Source organism: Alkalibacterium putridalgicola, from assembly GCF_900109825.1.
Taxonomy (GTDB): Bacteria; Bacillota; Bacilli; order Lactobacillales; family Carnobacteriaceae_A; genus Alkalibacterium; species Alkalibacterium putridalgicola.
Genome location: NZ_FOBL01000028.1, coordinates 1 through 16973, shown reverse-complemented (window position 1 = coordinate 16973; position 16973 = coordinate 1). Strand labels below are relative to the sequence as shown.

At 43.9% G+C, this 16973-nt stretch carries 19 protein-coding genes and 1 other annotated feature; all 19 genes read right to left on the bottom strand.

Annotated elements, in window-relative coordinates; all coding sequences use genetic code 11:
- Positions 1 to 3 precede the first annotated feature (3 nt).
- The 19 genes from BMX84_RS09325 to BMX84_RS09240 all read right to left on the bottom strand — a co-directional run bounded on the left by BMX84_RS09325 (position 4) and on the right by BMX84_RS09240 (position 16348).
- A complete protein-coding gene (locus BMX84_RS09325) occupies positions 4 to 813 on the bottom strand; it encodes an ABC transporter ATP-binding protein (protein ID WP_091489150.1) in 810 nt (269 codons plus the stop codon).
- Complete coding sequence (locus BMX84_RS09320) at positions 800 to 1855, bottom strand: branched-chain amino acid ABC transporter permease (protein WP_177165528.1); 1056 nt, start codon at positions 1853 to 1855, stop codon at positions 800 to 802. The genes BMX84_RS09325 and BMX84_RS09320 overlap by 14 nt, the downstream gene beginning before the upstream one ends.
- Positions 1856 to 1857: 2 nt before the next feature.
- Positions 1858 to 2739 carry a branched-chain amino acid ABC transporter permease gene (locus tag BMX84_RS09315; RefSeq protein ID WP_091489145.1) on the bottom strand — a complete coding sequence of 294 codons (882 nt, stop codon included), beginning with the start codon at positions 2737 to 2739 and terminating at the stop codon, positions 1858 to 1860.
- Positions 2732 to 3757 carry a 3-oxoacyl-ACP synthase gene (locus BMX84_RS09310; protein ID WP_091489144.1) on the bottom strand — a complete coding sequence of 342 codons (1026 nt, stop codon included), beginning with the start codon at positions 3755 to 3757 and terminating at the stop codon, positions 2732 to 2734. The genes BMX84_RS09315 and BMX84_RS09310 overlap by 8 nt, the downstream gene beginning before the upstream one ends.
- A 16-nt stretch (positions 3758 to 3773) precedes the next feature.
- Complete coding sequence (phaZ, locus tag BMX84_RS09305) at positions 3774 to 4670, bottom strand: intracellular short-chain-length polyhydroxyalkanoate depolymerase (protein ID WP_091489142.1); 897 nt, start codon at positions 4668 to 4670, stop codon at positions 3774 to 3776.
- Positions 4670 to 5395 carry a 3-oxoacyl-ACP reductase FabG gene (gene fabG, locus BMX84_RS09300; protein WP_091489140.1) on the bottom strand — a complete coding sequence of 242 codons (726 nt, stop codon included), beginning with the start codon at positions 5393 to 5395 and terminating at the stop codon, positions 4670 to 4672. The genes phaZ and fabG overlap by 1 nt, the downstream gene beginning before the upstream one ends.
- Before the next feature lie 360 nt (positions 5396 to 5755).
- Positions 5756 to 6583 carry a MetQ/NlpA family ABC transporter substrate-binding protein gene (locus tag BMX84_RS09295; protein ID WP_091489138.1) on the bottom strand — a complete coding sequence of 276 codons (828 nt, stop codon included), beginning with the start codon at positions 6581 to 6583 and terminating at the stop codon, positions 5756 to 5758.
- Positions 6584 to 6618: 35 nt separating this feature from the next.
- A complete protein-coding gene (locus tag BMX84_RS09290) occupies positions 6619 to 7323 on the bottom strand; it encodes a methionine ABC transporter permease (protein WP_091489136.1) in 705 nt (234 codons plus the stop codon).
- Positions 7313 to 8347 carry a methionine ABC transporter ATP-binding protein gene (locus tag BMX84_RS09285; RefSeq protein WP_091489135.1) on the bottom strand — a complete coding sequence of 345 codons (1035 nt, stop codon included), beginning with the start codon at positions 8345 to 8347 and terminating at the stop codon, positions 7313 to 7315. Before BMX84_RS09285 ends, BMX84_RS09290 begins: the two co-directional genes overlap by 11 nt.
- Before the next feature lie 65 nt (positions 8348 to 8412).
- Positions 8413 to 8679: a binding site (T-box leader), on the bottom strand.
- 83 nt (positions 8680 to 8762) lie between these two features.
- Entirely contained in the window at positions 8763 to 9407 is a 645-nt protein-coding gene (locus BMX84_RS09280; RefSeq protein WP_246119116.1) for a copper homeostasis protein CutC, read from the bottom strand.
- Positions 9404 to 10762, bottom strand: a complete 1359-nt coding sequence (locus BMX84_RS09275) for an APC family permease (RefSeq protein ID WP_177165526.1) — start codon at positions 10760 to 10762, stop codon at positions 9404 to 9406. Before BMX84_RS09275 ends, BMX84_RS09280 begins: the two co-directional genes overlap by 4 nt.
- A gap of 232 nt (positions 10763 to 10994) precedes the next feature.
- Complete coding sequence (locus tag BMX84_RS12530) at positions 10995 to 11162, bottom strand: hypothetical protein (protein WP_177165525.1); 168 nt, start codon at positions 11160 to 11162, stop codon at positions 10995 to 10997.
- Entirely contained in the window at positions 11152 to 12192 is a 1041-nt protein-coding gene (locus BMX84_RS09270; protein WP_218142365.1) for a metallophosphoesterase family protein, read from the bottom strand. Before BMX84_RS09270 ends, BMX84_RS12530 begins: the two co-directional genes overlap by 11 nt.
- A 287-nt stretch (positions 12193 to 12479) precedes the next feature.
- On the bottom strand, positions 12480 to 13388 hold the full coding sequence (locus tag BMX84_RS09265) for an alpha/beta hydrolase (protein ID WP_091489132.1): 909 nt from the start codon (positions 13386 to 13388) through the stop codon (positions 12480 to 12482).
- A gap of 25 nt (positions 13389 to 13413) precedes the next feature.
- A complete protein-coding gene (locus BMX84_RS09260; protein ID WP_091489130.1) occupies positions 13414 to 14133 on the bottom strand; it encodes a CBS domain-containing protein in 720 nt (239 codons plus the stop codon).
- A gap of 165 nt (positions 14134 to 14298) precedes the next feature.
- A complete protein-coding gene (locus tag BMX84_RS09255) occupies positions 14299 to 14745 on the bottom strand; it encodes a hypothetical protein (protein WP_091489129.1) in 447 nt (148 codons plus the stop codon).
- Between the two features lie 199 nt (positions 14746 to 14944).
- On the bottom strand, positions 14945 to 15313 hold the full coding sequence (locus BMX84_RS09250; protein ID WP_091489127.1) for a thioesterase family protein: 369 nt from the start codon (positions 15311 to 15313) through the stop codon (positions 14945 to 14947).
- Between the two features lie 72 nt (positions 15314 to 15385).
- Entirely contained in the window at positions 15386 to 15655 is a 270-nt protein-coding gene (locus tag BMX84_RS09245; protein ID WP_091489126.1) for a hypothetical protein, read from the bottom strand.
- Positions 15656 to 15820: 165 nt separating this feature from the next.
- Positions 15821 to 16348, bottom strand: a complete 528-nt coding sequence (locus BMX84_RS09240; protein WP_091489124.1) for a GNAT family N-acetyltransferase — start codon at positions 16346 to 16348, stop codon at positions 15821 to 15823.
- Positions 16349 to 16973 lie beyond the last annotated feature (625 nt).

The following is a 16973-nucleotide window of genomic DNA, read 5'->3' as shown; positions in this document are numbered from 1 at the left end:
TCTCTACTCAAGTTCTCCCTCCTCTCCCAAATAAGCTTTCTGAACTTCCGGATTCGACTGGATTTCTTTAGGGGTACCCACCGCTATTCTTTTTCCAAACGAGATCGCACAGATATGGTCGCAGATATCCATGACGAGCCTCATATCATGCTCGACCAGTAATATCGTGGTCTGGTAGGTTTCTCTTATCTGCTTTATACGCATGGCCAGTTCTTTTGTTTCCGTATCATTCAACCCCGCTGCCGGTTCGTCAAGAATGATGAGTTCCGGATCGGACATGAGCGTTCGAGCGATCTCTACTTTTTTCTGAACCCCATACGGCTGACTCCCTGCAATGAGGTCTTTCAAATGCTCGATATCAAGGAAAGCTAATATTTTTTCTGCTTTCTCCCTGGATTCTGCTTCATCTTTCCTGATAGCTTTTCTGTTAAAAAGCTGCCCCAGCAAAGGCTGCTTCATTACATGATGCGCACCGATCAATACATTGTCCATGATCGAGAGTTCTCTAATGAGCTCCACGTTCTGAAAGGTGCGTACGATGCCTTCATCAATGATTTCATGTACACTCAGATCCATTAAGTCTGTTTCTTTTCCTTTTGCATTAATAAAATGGATACTGCCGGAGTCAGCCTTGTAAAATTGTGTGATACAGTTGAAAATCGTTGTTTTTCCTGCGCCATTCGGCCCGATCAATCCAAAAATCTCATGGCGTTCTATCGCAAACGAGAGATTATCCACAGCTTTCAGTCCCCCAAAGGCGATGGATACATCCTCGATCTTCAATGCCAGTTCTTTCGTCTTAGACGGTGTCATTTTCTCTCACCTCAGCTCGGGTCAAATTTTTCTTCTCAGCTTTTGTCTGGCCAAAGGCATCGCGTTTCCCTTTACGTCTGACCAGCCAGTGTGATACCTGATGTTTGATATTGGCAAGCCCGTTTGGGTAATAGAGGATAAAAATAATAATCAGTATCCCTTTTACCAGTGGCGTGATATTGGCTAACGCGGGGATGGGTTTCAAAAACAATTCACTCATTGCAAAAATGATAAATGAACCGATGAATGTCCCAAAAATCGATCGGAACCCGCCAACTACGATGATGGCTAGAAAATCCAGCGACAGCATAAGATTCCAGGTCGTCGGATAAGACAGTCCCACATAGTGGACATATAGCACACCTGAAACGGCGGCTAAAACGGTCGCGATCCCGAAAGCAATCAGGCGGTACTTGAAAATATTTACTCCCATAGCCTGAGCTGCAGCTTCGGACCCTCTCATTGCATTTAAAGCTCTTCCTAAATGGCCTTTAGTCAAATTGTGTATCAGGATGAAGATCAGTACCATAACGACTACGATCAAATAGTACGTCTGTATTCTATTCAATTGAAACGTGCCAGCAAGCACCGGCCGACCTGCCAAGGCGCCCGTTGCCCCCCCTGTAAAGGGAGTCACGTTGATAAAGATTTCTCTTAATATCTCAGCCACGACCAGTGTAGCGATACCAAGGTAAATCCCTTCGAACTTCAAGGACAGTATGCCGACCAATATCCCTAAGAGCGTAGGTATCCCGATGGCAGCCATTACCGCTACTTCAAACGGCAGAGCCATCGTTTCAGTGACATAAGCTGAAATATATGCAGCCAGTCCCATAAATCCGGCTGTCCCCAGAGAAATCAGACCAGAGAAACCAAGCAGGACGTTCAGACCAAGTGCGGCGATCGTGTAGATGATGGTCGTTCCTATTACCGTAACCGTACTGTTTCTTATTGCTCCGGCTTCCGCCAGATAAGGTAATGTGAGTAATACCAGCCCAAGCAGGATAAAATGACTATAAGGATTTTTGATTATTTTTTTCATCATTACACCTTCTTCAATCGTTGTTTGCCGAATATACCGTAAGGTTTAAAGTACATAATCAGCAGCAGGACAGCATACAGCAGCGGTTTGCCCCAGATCGTACCACTTGGCATATAAACTTGAAAAATGTTCAGTAAAACTGAAATGCCATACGCCGCTATGACCGGACCGTGAAAGGTTGCAAACCCTCCGACGACTGTAGCCAGAAAGGCTGTGATTTGTACATCATTCATAAATGTTAGTGATACGGAAGAATAAGGTGCAGTCATCAATCCACTGATCATTGAGAGAACAATTGCGACCGCCCATGCAGCCATGGTGACTGTTTTGGTCGGCACCCCCATTATCCGTGCAGTTGTCTCATTTGATGCCGTTGTACGGATAGCTAAGCCGATTTTTGTTTTTTGGATCGTCGCGAACATAGTCAACATGATAAAGATCCCGAATAAGATATTGAAGAGTGCATTATAGGAAAACGGCGTTCCCATGATCGTCAGCGTTCCGCTTGAAACAAACCGCGGCAGCGAGAGATTATCGACTCCAAAGATTATGGGTGTCAGTCCGAGAAAAACGGAAATAAGTCCTAAGGTGATGATCTGCTTTCCAACGGGCCCAGCTTTAGTCGCTCGTCTAATGATCACGATATCGATCAGCACACCCAATATGACTGCACTCACTATGCCGATGGGAATAGCTGCATAAAGGCTCCACCCCTGTCTCATCACGAGTGTAGCAACCAGGAAGGTATTGAACATACCCAGTGTCGCTTGAGCAAAGTTTGTCGTGTAAGAGGTCTTATAGACCAATATGATACTTAAGGCTGACAACGCGTAAAAACTTCCATATTCCAAACTTCTTAAAAAGACACCAATAAAGTTAGCCATCCGCTTTCCCCCATTTGATGATGTCAGCTGCCCACACATAACCAATACCGGCCGCGATCGAGCAGACAACCGTTCCTTCTTTGATTTTGCCTTGTTCCAGACCAGATTTCAGTGATAGAATCTGATCGATCTGCCCTAAATGACCGTAGTCCTCAAGATAAACCGTCTGATCCGGGGTGAGATTCAGGTCCTCAAGTATTGCTTTATGCCCTGAACGCTTCATATGCAAAACATTCAAATAATCGATATCCTCCCGGGTCATTTCACTTTTTTCTAGAGCATGGTCGATACATTTCATCCAGTTAGTCATGGAAACATCATTCAGCCGTTCTTTCATTTTTACCGGTTCAAGCAATTTTAATGTACGCTTCGAGTTCTCCACATTTTCTGCTGTATAAGGGTTGTCGATCCCTCCGACTTCCACGCCTGCCGTCCGGGCAAGCGATCCGTCGCTGATGATATGTGACCCTAGGAGTAGATTCTCATCGTGATCCTTTTTAAGCAGGAGCGCTCCCCCACCGGCTGACAGGTTATACATCATCGAATTCATCGGATCAGAGTAGTCGATCAAATCGCCATTCCTGTATCCTCCGGCAATTAAAACCGTATCGATGGACTCATCAGCTATCAGCATATCTTTTGCCATCTTCAATGCGGTAACCGTTGTGCAGCATCTATTCTGTACATCTATCCCCCAGGCATTTTCAGCTCCGATTCTGTCCTGGATATAAATGGCCGAGGTCGTAAGCGGGTATTCTTTCCACTCTTCTCCAAAGCATAGGATTACATCAATGTCCTTAGGGTCTACTCCTGTATTATCAATCAAGTCGAGTGCCGCCAAGGCTCCCATTTCTTGTGTTCCTTCACCATCACCAGCAACATATATCTGATTGATTCCCAGTTTTTCCCTCACGGCTTTCTCTGTCCAGTTGCCTTTCGTTTTTTCAGCTATTTCTTTTGCAGACATCGTTTTCTCAGGAAGGTATAAACCAATGCCTGCAATTCCTACATTTGTCATCTCAAATCCTCCTGTGTCATTCTTTTATATGCTTTGCTATTATTTCTGTAAGTTCATTTAAGTCATCCGTAATAATAGAATGACCGACATCTTCGATTATGATCAGTTCGGCTTGATCACTGAGGAACTTCTTAGATTGATGGGCTTCTTCGACCGGGACGATCATGTCTTTTTCTCCGTGGATAATAACGATAGGCGCTTGTATATTTTCCATGCGGCCAGATCCTTCCACAACACCATTAAAGTCATGTGTAATGTTGAATTGAGTAAGCGATACATCGACATCGACCAGGTTTCTCTGTTTCATTACGGCGTCGATAAATACTTCATAGTCTTCTTCTTGCGGTTTATTGAGGTTGTAGATCGCTGCTTCCCAGATCTGTTTTATCATATCTTTATTCCCGCTATTGTATGCGTGCAGAACAGGTAAAACCTGAACAGGATCTTTTTCGATCTCTTCTCTTTTATAAATGCGTTCAGTCAGTACCGGTTTGTAATCCGGCCCCTTTTTATACATTTTATAGCCCTGCAAACCAACAGAATTAAGTAAAAATACTTGCCGGATCCTGTCAGGGAGTGCTGCTGCAACCTCCAGAGCGATCCCGCCGCCTGTAGACCATCCCAATATATTGATGTCTTTGAGATCCAGCTGCTTGATAAATGCCTGAACGTCACGACTGAAGTCTTCCAGTGATTCCAGCTGCCGATTATACGTGCTGTCTCCGAAGCCGACCAGATCAAGGGCGTAAACATTAAAGTCTTTTTCCAACTGTTCCACCAATGGCTGAAAGTGGACCGACGAACTCATGTTACCGTGAAGGAGCAGGACCGTTTCTCCCTGTGTTTCAGACGTTCTGTAGGCAAGTGTTTCACCCGTCTTCACATCTGTTTTTTTCAGTTCATATTCTTTCATTAGAGTCTCATTCCTCCATCCACACTGATCAGCTGTCCTGTCACATATGAAGACATGTCACTAGCTAAGAACAAGGCAACACTGGCGATTTCTTCAGGCTGACCGAGACGATTAAGCATCGTCATCTTAGCGAATTTATCAAGTAAATCTTCAGGAACTGTTTTCAATATATCAGTCATTGTATAACCTGGAGCAATCGTATTGACTCGGACATCCGCCCCTTTCATGGCAAACTCTTTGGCCCATGTTTTTCCTAAAGAGACAACAGCGCCTTTGGTTGCGGCATAGTTGGCCTGTCCGATATTGCCATATGTACCGACAACAGAAGATATATTAATGATCGAGCCGCTTCCCTGCTCAGCCATATGCGGTCCAATGTGTCTGGTCAGATTAAAGACCCCGTTCAAGTTTACATCGATCACTGCCTGCCACTGGTCTTCCGTCATTTTACGAGTCAAGGCATCTTTAGTAATTCCTGCATTATTGACAAGCACATCGATTTTTCCATATTTTTCAATGATCGCCTCATAGACACTTTGGCATGCATCACTGTCTGTCACGTTCAGTTCCATGTACTCGACATTTTCTTTGTTATAAGTCATCTCTCCCATATCCAGAGCGATCACTCGTGCTCCTTCCTCTGAAAAAGCTTCGCACATCGCTTGTCCGAGCCCCCGCGCTCCTCCTGTAACAACCGCTACCTTATCACTTAATAATCGTGTCATTTGATTCTCTCCTTTGTGAAATCATCTTTTTTCTATGAATGAACGTTCAGGTGAATGGTCATTCATGTCTGTAAAGTAACTTTATATGTTTGTGTAAGCGTTGTCAACATTTAGTTGTTAACGCTTACAAAATTTATTGAATTCTAATTTATGTGTACGGTAATAAAAAGAAAGAAGCCTTTAAATAAAGGCTTCTTAGTAATTTTTTGTTTAATTTAATTTAAATCATTGTCTTATAAAAAATATTTTAACCATTTTTTAATAGTGAAATATGTCACTATTAAAAACCAGGTATATACTCTAACGATTCATTGATATTATTGATTTATAAAATTTTGACATCGGATAGTTTGTGATTATTTATTCATTTACCGGTACAACGGCTCCGTCCCAGGTTTCCAAAATAAATTCCTGTGTTTCTTCTGAACGCAAGACTTCGACTAGTTTGGCGATTCGTTCATCATCTTCATCTTCTGAACGGACAGCGATGATATTTGCATAAGGGGATGACGTGTTTTCAAGAGCGATCGAATCGTCGATAGGACTGATGTCGTGATCCACTGCAAAGTTCGAGTTGATGAAGAACACGTCCCCTTCGTCTTCTGCATATAACGTTGGAAGCAGGGCTGCATCGTATTCATATTCAAACTCCAGGTTCAACTCGTTTTCAGTGATGTCGTCAAATGTGGCATCCACTAAATCGACTGACTCATCCACTTTGATCAGTCCAGCTTCTTGAAGGATACCCAGCACACGTCCATGGTCAGATACGCTGTTGCTCGTCAGGATCGTTGCACCTTCCGGCAGTTCGCTTAAATCCTCATGACGGTTGGAATAAGCCCCCAGCGGTTCAAGGTGGATACCCCCGGCATTGGCAAAGTCATAGTCATTTTCTTCCACTTGAGATTCAAAATAGGGAACGTGCTGGAAGTAGTTGGCATCCAGATCCCCATCAGAGAGTGCCAGGTTAGGGATCACATAGTCATTGTACGTTTCGATCTCCAGATCGATCCCTTCTTCTTCAAGCTGAGGCGCGACGAATTCTAATATTTCAGCATGCGGGACATTGGAGGCGCCGATGGTCAATGTCTGTGTTTCTTCAGCACTTTCTCCTTCGCCGTTTCCGCAAGCTGCAAGCAGTAACGTACTTCCTAAAATAACCAATCCTTTAACTTTTTTCATTTTCATTCTCCCCTTAATTATTTTTTTATTTTTATCGTTTATTACCGTTTATCGATTTTGCTTACCCATGTATCTCCAATGAACTGAATCACGAATACGATGAGCAAAATGATGACTGTTGAAACGAGTGTAACATTGGGGCGGCTACGCTGGAAACCTTCTAAGAAGGCCAGGTTCCCTAGTCCGCCTGCACCAATCACGCCCGCCATCGCTGTGTAGCCGACGAGTGAGATTCCTGTAACCGTGATACCTGCAATGATATTTGGCAGGCTTTCCGGAATGTAAACTTTCCTGATCACTTCCCATTTATTCGCGCCCATGGCTTCTGCGGCTTCGATCACACCTTTATCCACTTCTCTCAGTCCCGCTTCAACTAGACGCCCGTAAAAGGGAGCGGCTGACAGAATCAGGGCTGGCAGGCCGGCTGTCGGTCCTGTCATACTCCCTACGAGTGCTTTGGTGAAGGGTATCAATAGAACGATCAGGATAATAAAAGGGATCGAACGAAACACATTGACTAGAAATGCGACGACCTTATATAAAATCGAAGCCCAGACAGATTCGCTGTTTCGCGTCTCATATAAAAGCAGCCCCAGCAAAATCCCCAGGAAAAAGACGGCAACGACCGATACGACGGTCATATACAGCGTCTGTTCCGTAGCCTCCCACACCCTGTCCCATGAAATGGATGCAAAGTCGAAATACTCTAAAAATATATTAGCGATTAAAGGTAAATTATTCGTCATGACCCAAGACCTCCACTTCTATCGGATATGTTTTAAATAAGTCCAGGGCACTCCGGCGTTTTTCTTTAGTCCCCAGAAGCTGGACGACCAGTGTTCCCATCGGTACTTCGTGTGTCGACTGAATGCTGCCCTGAATGATATTGATGTCTACACCTGTTTCGCGACTGACCTGGGTGATGATCGGGACGTTCACGCTTCCGCCTTGAAAGAGGAGCTGAACGATATCACCGTCAGGATACAGAGACTGGAGTTCTTTCAAGGCTTCCTTTGTTTCTTTCGTATCCATTTCCCGGTCCTGCTTGACAAAACGCTGGGTCACGGGATGTTTAGGATGTTTGAAGACATCAAGGACCGAACCTTCTTCGACGATGACGCCGGAGTCCATGACGGCGACACGGTTACAGATTTTTCTGACGACTTCCATTTCATGCGTGATAAGTATGATCGTGACATTGAGTTCCCGATTGATTTTTTCTAGCAGCTCCAGGACCTCATCTGTTGTCTGAGGATCCAAAGCACTGGTCGCTTCATCACTGAGCAGGACTTTCGGGTCATTGGCCAACGCCCGTGCAATACCGACACGTTGCTTTTCTCCTCCACTGAGCTGCGCGGGATAAGAGTTTTCTTTACCAGCCAGGCCAACCAGCTGGATCAGTTCTTTTGCTTTTCTTAAACGTTCAGACTTAGTGACATTGGCGATTTCCAGCGGGAACATTACATTTTCCAGAACGGTCCGGCTCCAGAGTAGATTGAAGTGCTGGAATATCATGCCGATCGACTGGCGTTCTTTCCGTATAGCTTTTTTATCCAGTTCGGATAATACCTTATCCCCTAGCTCTACTGTCCCTTCAGATGGAAGCTCCAGTCCATTGGTCAGCCGGAGCAGCGTACTTTTTCCGGCCCCGGAATAACCGACAAAACCGAAGATTTCTCCTTTGTCGATCGTCAGGTTCACTTCTTTGATCGCTTCAAAGCGACCCGCTTTATTTTCGTAAGTCTTTTTGATACCTTTTAATGTGATCATGCTTCTCACTCCTTCCACTTTCTGTTTTTATATAAAAAAAACGCCCTTTTCGAGTCCTGTGACTCAAAAAGGGCGACTAATTGGTTTAGTTAGCGCGGTTCCACCTTTATTCGTTGTTTTATCACTAAAACAACCTCTCCCAGTACTTAAAAGGACTCAGACCTTTTGCATACTGTGGCACTGTACCGGGTGCGACCGGAAATAGCTCATGTCACCACTCACTATCTCTGCTCAAAGACCATTTTCCAAATCGATCATCATACTCCCTTTCACCAAACGGGAGCTCTCTGAGATAACGCTCTGATCTGTACTTATCTTGTCAACGCTCATTTTTTTCTCATTATTTTCGGTGTTCTTTAATGATTAGAAGTCTAACAGACCTAACAGCACTCTGTCAATACTTTTTTAAATAAAGTTAAAATCCGGGCAGTGGAACGATCTTGGTGCCGTGGAACTGAGTCGCCGGAATCTCTACTCTTGCCTGTTCCAGGTTCTCATGCGTCAAGCCTCCACCAGGCAGGATCTCTATCTGTCCCTCCGATTTTTCTATCAGGTCGATGATCGCTGCTTTGTTTTCTAAAGCAGATCCGGACGCTGCCCCTCTTGTCAGGATACGGGTACAGCCTTGTTCGATCAGCCAGTTCAGTGACTCTAACTGCTTTTCTTCAGGGATAGCATCAAAGGCCATATGAAAGACGGTTTGCTTGAAATCTGCAATACGGATCAGCTCTGAAACGATCGGCTTGTCAATATCTCCGTCTTCCGTTAAACAGCCGAAAACGACGCCGTCAGCCTTCAAGTCGATGGCCTGCCTTGCTTCTTTTTTCATGTGTTCTTTTTCTGCTTCACTGTAGATGAATGAGCCCCCGCGCGGTCTGATCATGACAACGACTTCGACGCCGCGCTGACGGGCATAGGCCACCGTCTCTTCGATCACTTCTATAGAAGGCGTTATGCCTCCGACATCCAGTCGATCGCAGAGTTCGATACGGTCAGCTCCCAGTTCGATTGCTTCAGGGACACGGGTGAAATTTTCTGCACAAAATTCTTTTTTGATCATCGTTCCACTTCCTCGCTGGTATTCCCTCTGACGCCATAAAGATAACCGAGCACACAGATGCTTCCCGAGAACAGCAGGAATAATGGACTGTATACGGGATTGGCAACAATACCGCCAAGCAGGATGACCAGCGACCCAGTCACACCTAAAATGGGGGCTACGGTACCAAGAAACGGACTTTTGATGATGCCGGATTTTTTCAGGCCCATCACTTTTACATATAATAGGATATAAGCCACATAACTGAAGACGATCGCGATCTCACTGATGTCTCCCCCAGCCAGTACATCATATCGCTGTGTCAGATAATGGACAGCCAGCCAGAAGACGGTGATCAGATACGCTGTCAAAGCCGCATAAGGAGACAGACCTTTTTTATCACTGATCTGTGTGATCTTGTCACTGAACGGCACCATGTTTTTGGACGCCAGTGTCTGCGGCAGGCGGATGTAACCAAGAGATACCCCGTTCACCACACCTAATATAGCAATGAGTACGAATGCCAGCAGGATTTTTTCTCCGCTCGCCCCGAAGATCGAGTTGCCGACCTGGCTGATGGCCTGATCGCCGGCAGAAAGAATATATTCTGTACCAACAATGGCGATCATGCCTAAGAAAAAGGCCAGATAGACACTTAATACGATCAGAGGTCCGATGGTCAAGGCTATCGGCATCGTTTTGCGGTGGTCCTTCACTTCCTGCGTAATAGACGTTGAAACGATCCAGCCGTCAAAAGAAAAGGCAATGGGTGCCAGCGCCGCTAAAAAGCCCCAGCCGACCACACTTGATTCGACCGCTACGATATCCTGCGGCAGTGCCGGTGCCTCCTGTGTCCAGAACAAACCGATCAGCGCCACACCGATCAGGGGGATCATTTTGACTATTGTCGTAACGTTCTGGAAACGTCCGCCCATTTTATAGGACAGGTAATTCATTAAAAAGAAAAAGCTTAAATAGCCGAATCCAAGCAGTGTCTGCAGTTCCAGTGTCATAGTCAGGTTCAATAAAGAAATCGTATAGATACCCGAAACCCAGCTGACTACTGCGGTAATCGTGGGAAAATAAACAAGCATCTGAAACCACCCGAAGGCACTTGCAAAACGGGGAGAAACGAATTCTTCATAATAGGAAATGACACCGCCTCTTTTTGTCGAACGGCTAGCCAACTGGGACAAGGTGATGCTTCCGAAAATAACACAAAAGGCTCCGATCGCAAAAACCAGTACACCCAGCCAGACACTTCCACCTGTAGCCTGTAATATATCATCCGATTTAAAAAATATGCCGGATCCGATGCTGATTCCAACGATCATCGAAACTGCTGTACTTAATCCATAATGTTCTCTTTCTTTCATCTGGATTCCCTCCTTCATTCAAATTATTCACTAATTTTTAATTCATCAATTCACTATAGCAAAAATAAAGGGCAATAAAAAGCGTGAATTCTCCTCCATGACCGATTGTTTACTAATTTTAAAAATAATGCCCCCTTGAAGCTGTCGATTTCAATCAGTCTTCAAGAGGGCATCTTCTATTATTGGGTTTAGTGTATCTAATTTCAGCTAGTGTCCTTGTGTAGGCCTGGCCTTACTCCCAGCTACTGTTCTGTCTGAATAAATAAGTATTCTGATTTATCAGCTTTTTTGCTGTCCGGTGTGACCGAAGGGACTCTTCAGTGAATTGGTCCGCAATGGCATTGCTCAGCAGTTCTGCGACTTCGGGTATTTCACTGTCTGATATTTTTTTACAGATCATGTAACTCTTCTTTCTGAGTTTTTTCATGGGTCTCGTGTTCATCCATTTGTTCTTCTCTGAACGCTGCACGCTCTTCCCGCGATTTCTTGGTACGCTGTTTTTTGCGCATAGCCAAATACTCCACTACGCCCTGCGGTTTACGGGTATCGAACGCTTCGATCGGCTCCGGCCCTCTCATCGTTTCCCGCTTGATGTACAACAGGCCTGTATCATTGACATATGTTTTCCAGCGAACGAGACGAATACATCCTTCAGTCAGCTCGATGGCTGTGATACTGGCCGGATAGATTCCGCAGCCTGTATTAAAATAGGGGACACTTTTGTCTTTCGGAAATTTGAATCGATGTGTGTGTCCACATATCAAGGGACGCTGATGTTTAACGATCCACTTGCTGTAGTTTTTCTCGATTTTGTGTCGTCTGTTGATATTTTTTGATGGACTGGCTGGATTTTTGATCCCGAACCGGTGGAAAAAGCGCCAGAAGAACTTGATCGACAGCATGGTAAAGAACCAGAACTGGTCATTGGGTGCGTCTCCCTGATGTCCATGAATCACAAAGAGTTCCTGACTGGTATAGCGATGTTTCAAGATGATTGCTTCCTGCGGTTCCATTCCTTTCAGAAAATCGAAATATTCTTCTGTAAATTCATCATAGTTGATCCCGAAATTCTTTTCGACGAACCTTGGATTCTGAAGATAGATGTCATGGTTGCCAAAGATCCGTATGTAACGGTCCTTGTCAAAGTACTTCTTGATTAGAGCATAGACATCGGTATGGGCATTTTTGATGTGTTCGAAATTGGAATACTCCAGGAATTCTTCTCCGTCACCCACTTCTACGAAAGTGTAGCCATTTTCATAATACTCATTCAAGGCATGTACAAATATATTACGGCTTTTTAAAAATTCATCGGACAGACTGCCATCCCCCCGATGCGCATCACTCATGAATACGATGCGTGACTGATCATCGAAATATACCTTTTTAGCCTTTTCATATGCTTCTGTCAAGCGCTGATCAGTGAACATGCTGAATCCTCCTTCGCAACGTTATTCATACCTTAAGTATACGTTATTTCCTGTCATGAATAAAAAAGTATGCATTATCCTGCTGATTTTGAAGAGAAGGCGACAGAATTTTGGGGCTCAATCTTCATTATTCTCGATGCCGATCGTTATCAGTGGATACTTCATCGGTAAATCGGAAAGGGAGTTTCTTTCGAAGAATGGCATGTGAGTTGGGAAGAGAAACTCAATGGCGAATAACTAAACGAAGAGAGCTGATGCACCAGTCCCTCCTGGCAGATCAGCTCTCCTTATTTAACAAGCGATTTGAAAAAATGACACTGTTCCTTGTTTGCTTCTTTGGCTTCCTCCAGATTCATATTGCATTGGAAAATGTGCCCATATTGTTCTTCTCCAGGGTCACCAAATTTCTTGTACGTGACTTTAACTCCCCGCTTTATCAGGGCTTCGTACATCGGGAGGGCTTCGTCTCTCAATAAATCGTATTGAGCAGTCATGAGATATGTTGGAGGAAACTTATCTGTGACAAAGTCTTTTATCGTAAACTGTTCCTCATACTGCTGCCAGTTCTTTCCTAAGTAATCTTTAAGTAAGATAACCAGTTCCAGATCAGCGTTTTTGCCTTCTTCATCTAAAGAGGCCATTTTCTTGTAAATCTCATACATACCGCAGTTCAATGCGCTCCCTTGTATATCTAAAGTCTGAGACAGTGCAAAATCGAACAGCTTGCTATACTCTGGATTAGTATACATCGTGCTGTATTGAAAAGCGAGCTGAGCGCCTGCAGAGTCCCCAATGATAAAAACGTTCGATGTATCTATATAATACTGTTCATGATTAGCCACCATCCAGTGCATGACCTGATTCAATTCCTCAAGCGGTGTCGGGTACTTTTTCTTTGGCGCCAGATGGTAGCTGGGATTGACGAAAACGAATCCTTGTTTAGCCAGGAACATCCCGTAGTGCAGATAATTCTTCTTCAGCCCGTGAACATAACCGCCACCGTGAAAATTGACGATCACCGGCAACTTTTCATTCGTACCTTTCGGATAGTAGACATCCAGACTGTTATATTTTTTTGACTTGCCGTACTGTATATCAGAATGAGCGCGTATCGTCGGGTCTGCTTTCAGTCCCCAGTCCCGTTTTGTATCATGAATGGTCGCCGCAATTCTAAAACTTAGGGATGCTAATGACATCCGTCTTCACCTCCTAAATACAGGTTTATTTGTTCGCCACGACTTTTGGCAGATCCCAGGGCGTGACGATACCTATCAGGTCACTTTTCTTTTTGATCGTGTCTCCTTTGGCAATGAGCAGAACATAAGCCGTCCGCCCTTCTCTGATGCGTTCTGAGAATATTTCCTCGATATCAAAGACCGACGTTTCAGCTGAAATGACTTCATAGAACTCCTGCTCATCTTCCACTTGTAGAATCTGTCTCACCGTCGCTTTTTTTATCGCATGGATATCTTTATCCATCGCTTTCGCCAGATACTTCGTGACTCCGATGGATGACAAAATCCCGACCAGTTTATCACCATCAAACACCGGGAACTGTGTATAGCGGACGTGGTTGATAACATCCAGGACTTTTCCGAGTGGATCGTTGACATCAAAGGTGCGCACGCGTTTTAAAAATAGATCTTTTGCCTGTTTACTGTATCTGATTTTATCCGTGACCTTCTCGATTTCGTTTATCAGCGAATCACTGGGTTCTGCTGCTGCTTCGTCACCGTTTATGGTGTTATGTGTAAGCAGGTTTCGGAGTTCCCGGTAAAAGTCGATTTCATCCACATATTTCTCGATGACCTTATCCCGTTTTTTGGCAGCTGCTCCCATCAGTTCACCAAAGTTCGTATCCGGATCCCGGTTCACTTTCTTTGCGATCACATTATGTAACTCATTGAACGCGTGCATAAAACGCTGGTAATTACTCCCCATCGTTCATCCTCCTTTTTAGAAATCGTTAGTATTAGCTGTTCCGTCACTCTATTTATTTGCATTGATATCTTCATTATACCATTCAAGAGAGAATTTCCGTAAAAATGAGGGCCAGCACAAAAAAAGAACTCCAGGAAGTATTCAAACCCGGAGTTCTATCGCTGATTAATTATCGTTCAATTTTTTTATCGGTCGTCCTTCTGAATCAAATGTGTACTGCCTTAATTTTTTACTGTCATTCATCGCCATCATCAGTCTGTCGCGATATGGTTCCGCCAGTTCTTCAAACAAGAAAGCTTCATCGTGCAGGCCGTGTTTTTGTCTGATGGAAGCCACTTCATTATTATTTCTCAGTTTTGCTTTTGATTTAGGTAGTGGCTGGTCCGTTTTCCGTTTTTCCACACGATAAAAATGATCGTCATCGTTATATATGATTTCCAGAGCGCCAGAATTGGTTCGTTTGTATTCAGCATGCGGGTAATCTTCTTTATGAAGTTCCCACCAGGCCTTGATCCCATTAACTGCCTCTTCTTCACTTGTGTAACTGCCATGTTCTTTCTTCACGCCAGTCAGTCGGTTCTGCCAATAATTCGTGTACACGGTTTGTTCCATTCACTACACTCCTTTATTTTAGCTTATCTCCAGTGTATAGCATTTAGAAACGTTTTCAACTGAAATACTTAAATAAATAACATTTGTTAGACAGTTGTAATTTACTTCCGGATAGTACGAGCTAATGCCAAAAGTCTTCTTAAAACTCTGCGAAACCACAAAAACACTAAAGACATCTGTCCCTAGTGTTTGTTCGGAGTTATGGTTTTATTTTTGCCATGAATTTTTCTTTGTCCACGATCGCCCGTTTGTGGGTAGCTTTACCGATCAGTTCTTCATCGACATAGGCTTCTATCTCATAGGTAAAGACTTTTCCGCTTTTATCCACCTGTTTGGCCTGGACGGAAACTGTCTTATTTAAAGCTGTTGGGGCAAGATGCTGGACATGGATCTCCATCCCTACTGACGTGTCGTTCTCGTTCAGCTCAGATGACATTAACGTCATTGCCGTATTTTCCATGTAGGCGATCATATGAGGTGTGGACAAAACGGGCAAACCTCCTGATCCGACTGCTTCTGCCGTTTCAGATTCTTTGACTGTAAATATCTTTTCAAATGCATTGAACATGTGTTATCCCTCCGATTTAGTATTCATACTATAATAATAACGAATAACAGTCACTTTGCAAAACAGGACACCCTACTGTTTTTTCTTAATGAAAGCCAGCAGCTTCCTCACGACGAGAGCGAGTAGCGTGGAAGAAAACCCGACAAATCCAAGGTTCAAAAGTAGACTGCCTAGAGGGTAATTGATGGCCAGTTCTTTTTGAATGTCTCTCAGTTCCTGTGGAGAATAGCTGTTTATGTCCTGTAGCGGTACCAGATTCGTCCACAGGAAGTAGCCGACGATCATCATTACTACGCTCACTATTATTCCAATAATCAGCCAATTTGTTATTTTATCTCTCATACGGATCTCCTTTATCGAACACCAATTGATGTTTAAGATTAGTTCTTTGCATCTAGTACCTCACTGTAACTAGTATAGGACCAAACCTGTTTATTCTCTGCACTTGTTAATATGCACTGATGGGTGATGCTGTTTTAAAATAATCCAGGAAGCAGTTCTTTTCTTTTAATTATCTGAATATAAATAGATATCTGCCTTATGCTCTTGCTTTGTGTGTCTGTATCCGTGAGTATTCAGGCCCCCTATTTCAAACCCCTGACTCAAATAAAACAGGCAGGCGATGAGATTGTTATCCTGGGCAATCGTGTAAAGACCTTTATACTGTCTTTTTTCAGCTTCTATTCTGCCTAATTTTATCAATTCTGCAGCTATACCCTGTTTACGGTACTCTCGGTTGACTTTCAAGTCAGATAAATACATGAATTTAGCCCAGTCGTTTTGATAAACCGCAAGCCCCACACATTCACCTTGACTATATGCTCCGATCGCAAAGCCTACCGCAGTGACTTCCTTAAAGTCATAGTTCTCATCGGGAAAAGTCATGGCTGTTTTCTCCGGAAACCATTCGCTGGAATGCATCCATTCGTCATTCGATCTGGAGACATGTAAACGACCAAGGATATCAAAAGGTTTATTACGCAAACGCAAGTCCTCAGCACGTTCTTCTGTGATTATTCTATAGGAAATCATCATTATTCCCGTCTCCTCTCCCAATTTTCAATTACCAGAATCTCTCATTAAAAGTATAGCATACTGAATGTTCGTTTACTTTCGTTTTATGATGAAGAAAGCAATCGCTGACGATTGCTAACATAATAAGAGTTCTTTTACTGTTTATATGTATAACATGATTTCTTTTGTGCCCTTCGTCTCGACTTTTCTTTTGTGAAGGGCACATATCCACTCGTTTTGTGACCTTCAGCTCTCCTTATCTTTCACGAAGGGCACATATCCACTCGTTTTGTGACCTTCAGCTCGCTTTATCTTTCATGAAGGGCACATATCCGCTCGTTTTGTGACCTCCAGCTCTCCTTATCTTTCACGAAGGGCACATATCCGCTCGTTTTGTGACCTCCAGCTCTCCTTATCTTTCACGAAGGGCACATATACCTACTTTTTGTGACCTTCAGCCCGCTTTATCTTTCACGAAGGGCACATATCCGCTCGTTTTGTGCCCTTCAGTGCTCCGTTTCTTTCACGAGGGACATATATATCTACTTTTTGTGACCTTCAGCTTTACTTGCCTTTCACGAAGGACACATATACCTACTTTTTGTGCCTCTCATCCTGACTTTTCTTTCACGAAGGGCAGATAACT

Coding starts and splice junctions, on each gene's coding strand:
- BMX84_RS09325 (WP_091489150.1), bottom strand. CDS start 813: ATGACACCGTCTAAGACGAAAGAACTGGCATTGAAGATCGAGGATGTA.
- BMX84_RS09320 (WP_177165528.1), bottom strand. CDS start 1,855: ATGAAAAAAATAATCAAAAATCCTTATAGTCATTTTATCCTGCTTGGG.
- BMX84_RS09315 (WP_091489145.1), bottom strand. CDS start 2,739: ATGGCTAACTTTATTGGTGTCTTTTTAAGAAGTTTGGAATATGGAAGT.
- BMX84_RS09310 (WP_091489144.1), bottom strand. CDS start 3,757: ATGACAAATGTAGGAATTGCAGGCATTGGTTTATACCTTCCTGAGAAA.
- phaZ (WP_091489142.1), bottom strand. CDS start 4,670: ATGAAAGAATATGAACTGAAAAAAACAGATGTGAAGACGGGTGAAACA.
- fabG (WP_091489140.1), bottom strand. CDS start 5,395: ATGACACGATTATTAAGTGATAAGGTAGCGGTTGTTACAGGAGGAGCG.
- BMX84_RS09295 (WP_091489138.1), bottom strand. CDS start 6,583: ATGAAAATGAAAAAAGTTAAAGGATTGGTTATTTTAGGAAGTACGTTA.
- BMX84_RS09290 (WP_091489136.1), bottom strand. CDS start 7,323: ATGACGAATAATTTACCTTTAATCGCTAATATATTTTTAGAGTATTTC.
- BMX84_RS09285 (WP_091489135.1), bottom strand. CDS start 8,347: ATGATCACATTAAAAGGTATCAAAAAGACTTACGAAAATAAAGCGGGT.
- BMX84_RS09280 (WP_246119116.1), bottom strand. CDS start 9,407: ATGATCAAAAAAGAATTTTGTGCAGAAAATTTCACCCGTGTCCCTGAA.
- BMX84_RS09275 (WP_177165526.1), bottom strand. CDS start 10,762: ATGAAAGAAAGAGAACATTATGGATTAAGTACAGCAGTTTCGATGATC.
- BMX84_RS12530 (WP_177165525.1), bottom strand. CDS start 11,162: ATGATCTGTAAAAAAATATCAGACAGTGAAATACCCGAAGTCGCAGAA.
- BMX84_RS09270 (WP_218142365.1), bottom strand. CDS start 12,192: ATGTTCACTGATCAGCGCTTGACAGAAGCATATGAAAAGGCTAAAAAG.
- BMX84_RS09265 (WP_091489132.1), bottom strand. CDS start 13,388: ATGTCATTAGCATCCCTAAGTTTTAGAATTGCGGCGACCATTCATGAT.
- BMX84_RS09260 (WP_091489130.1), bottom strand. CDS start 14,133: ATGGGGAGTAATTACCAGCGTTTTATGCACGCGTTCAATGAGTTACAT.
- BMX84_RS09255 (WP_091489129.1), bottom strand. CDS start 14,745: ATGGAACAAACCGTGTACACGAATTATTGGCAGAACCGACTGACTGGC.
- BMX84_RS09250 (WP_091489127.1), bottom strand. CDS start 15,313: ATGTTCAATGCATTTGAAAAGATATTTACAGTCAAAGAATCTGAAACG.
- BMX84_RS09245 (WP_091489126.1), bottom strand. CDS start 15,655: ATGAGAGATAAAATAACAAATTGGCTGATTATTGGAATAATAGTGAGC.
- BMX84_RS09240 (WP_091489124.1), bottom strand. CDS start 16,348: ATGATGATTTCCTATAGAATAATCACAGAAGAACGTGCTGAGGACTTG.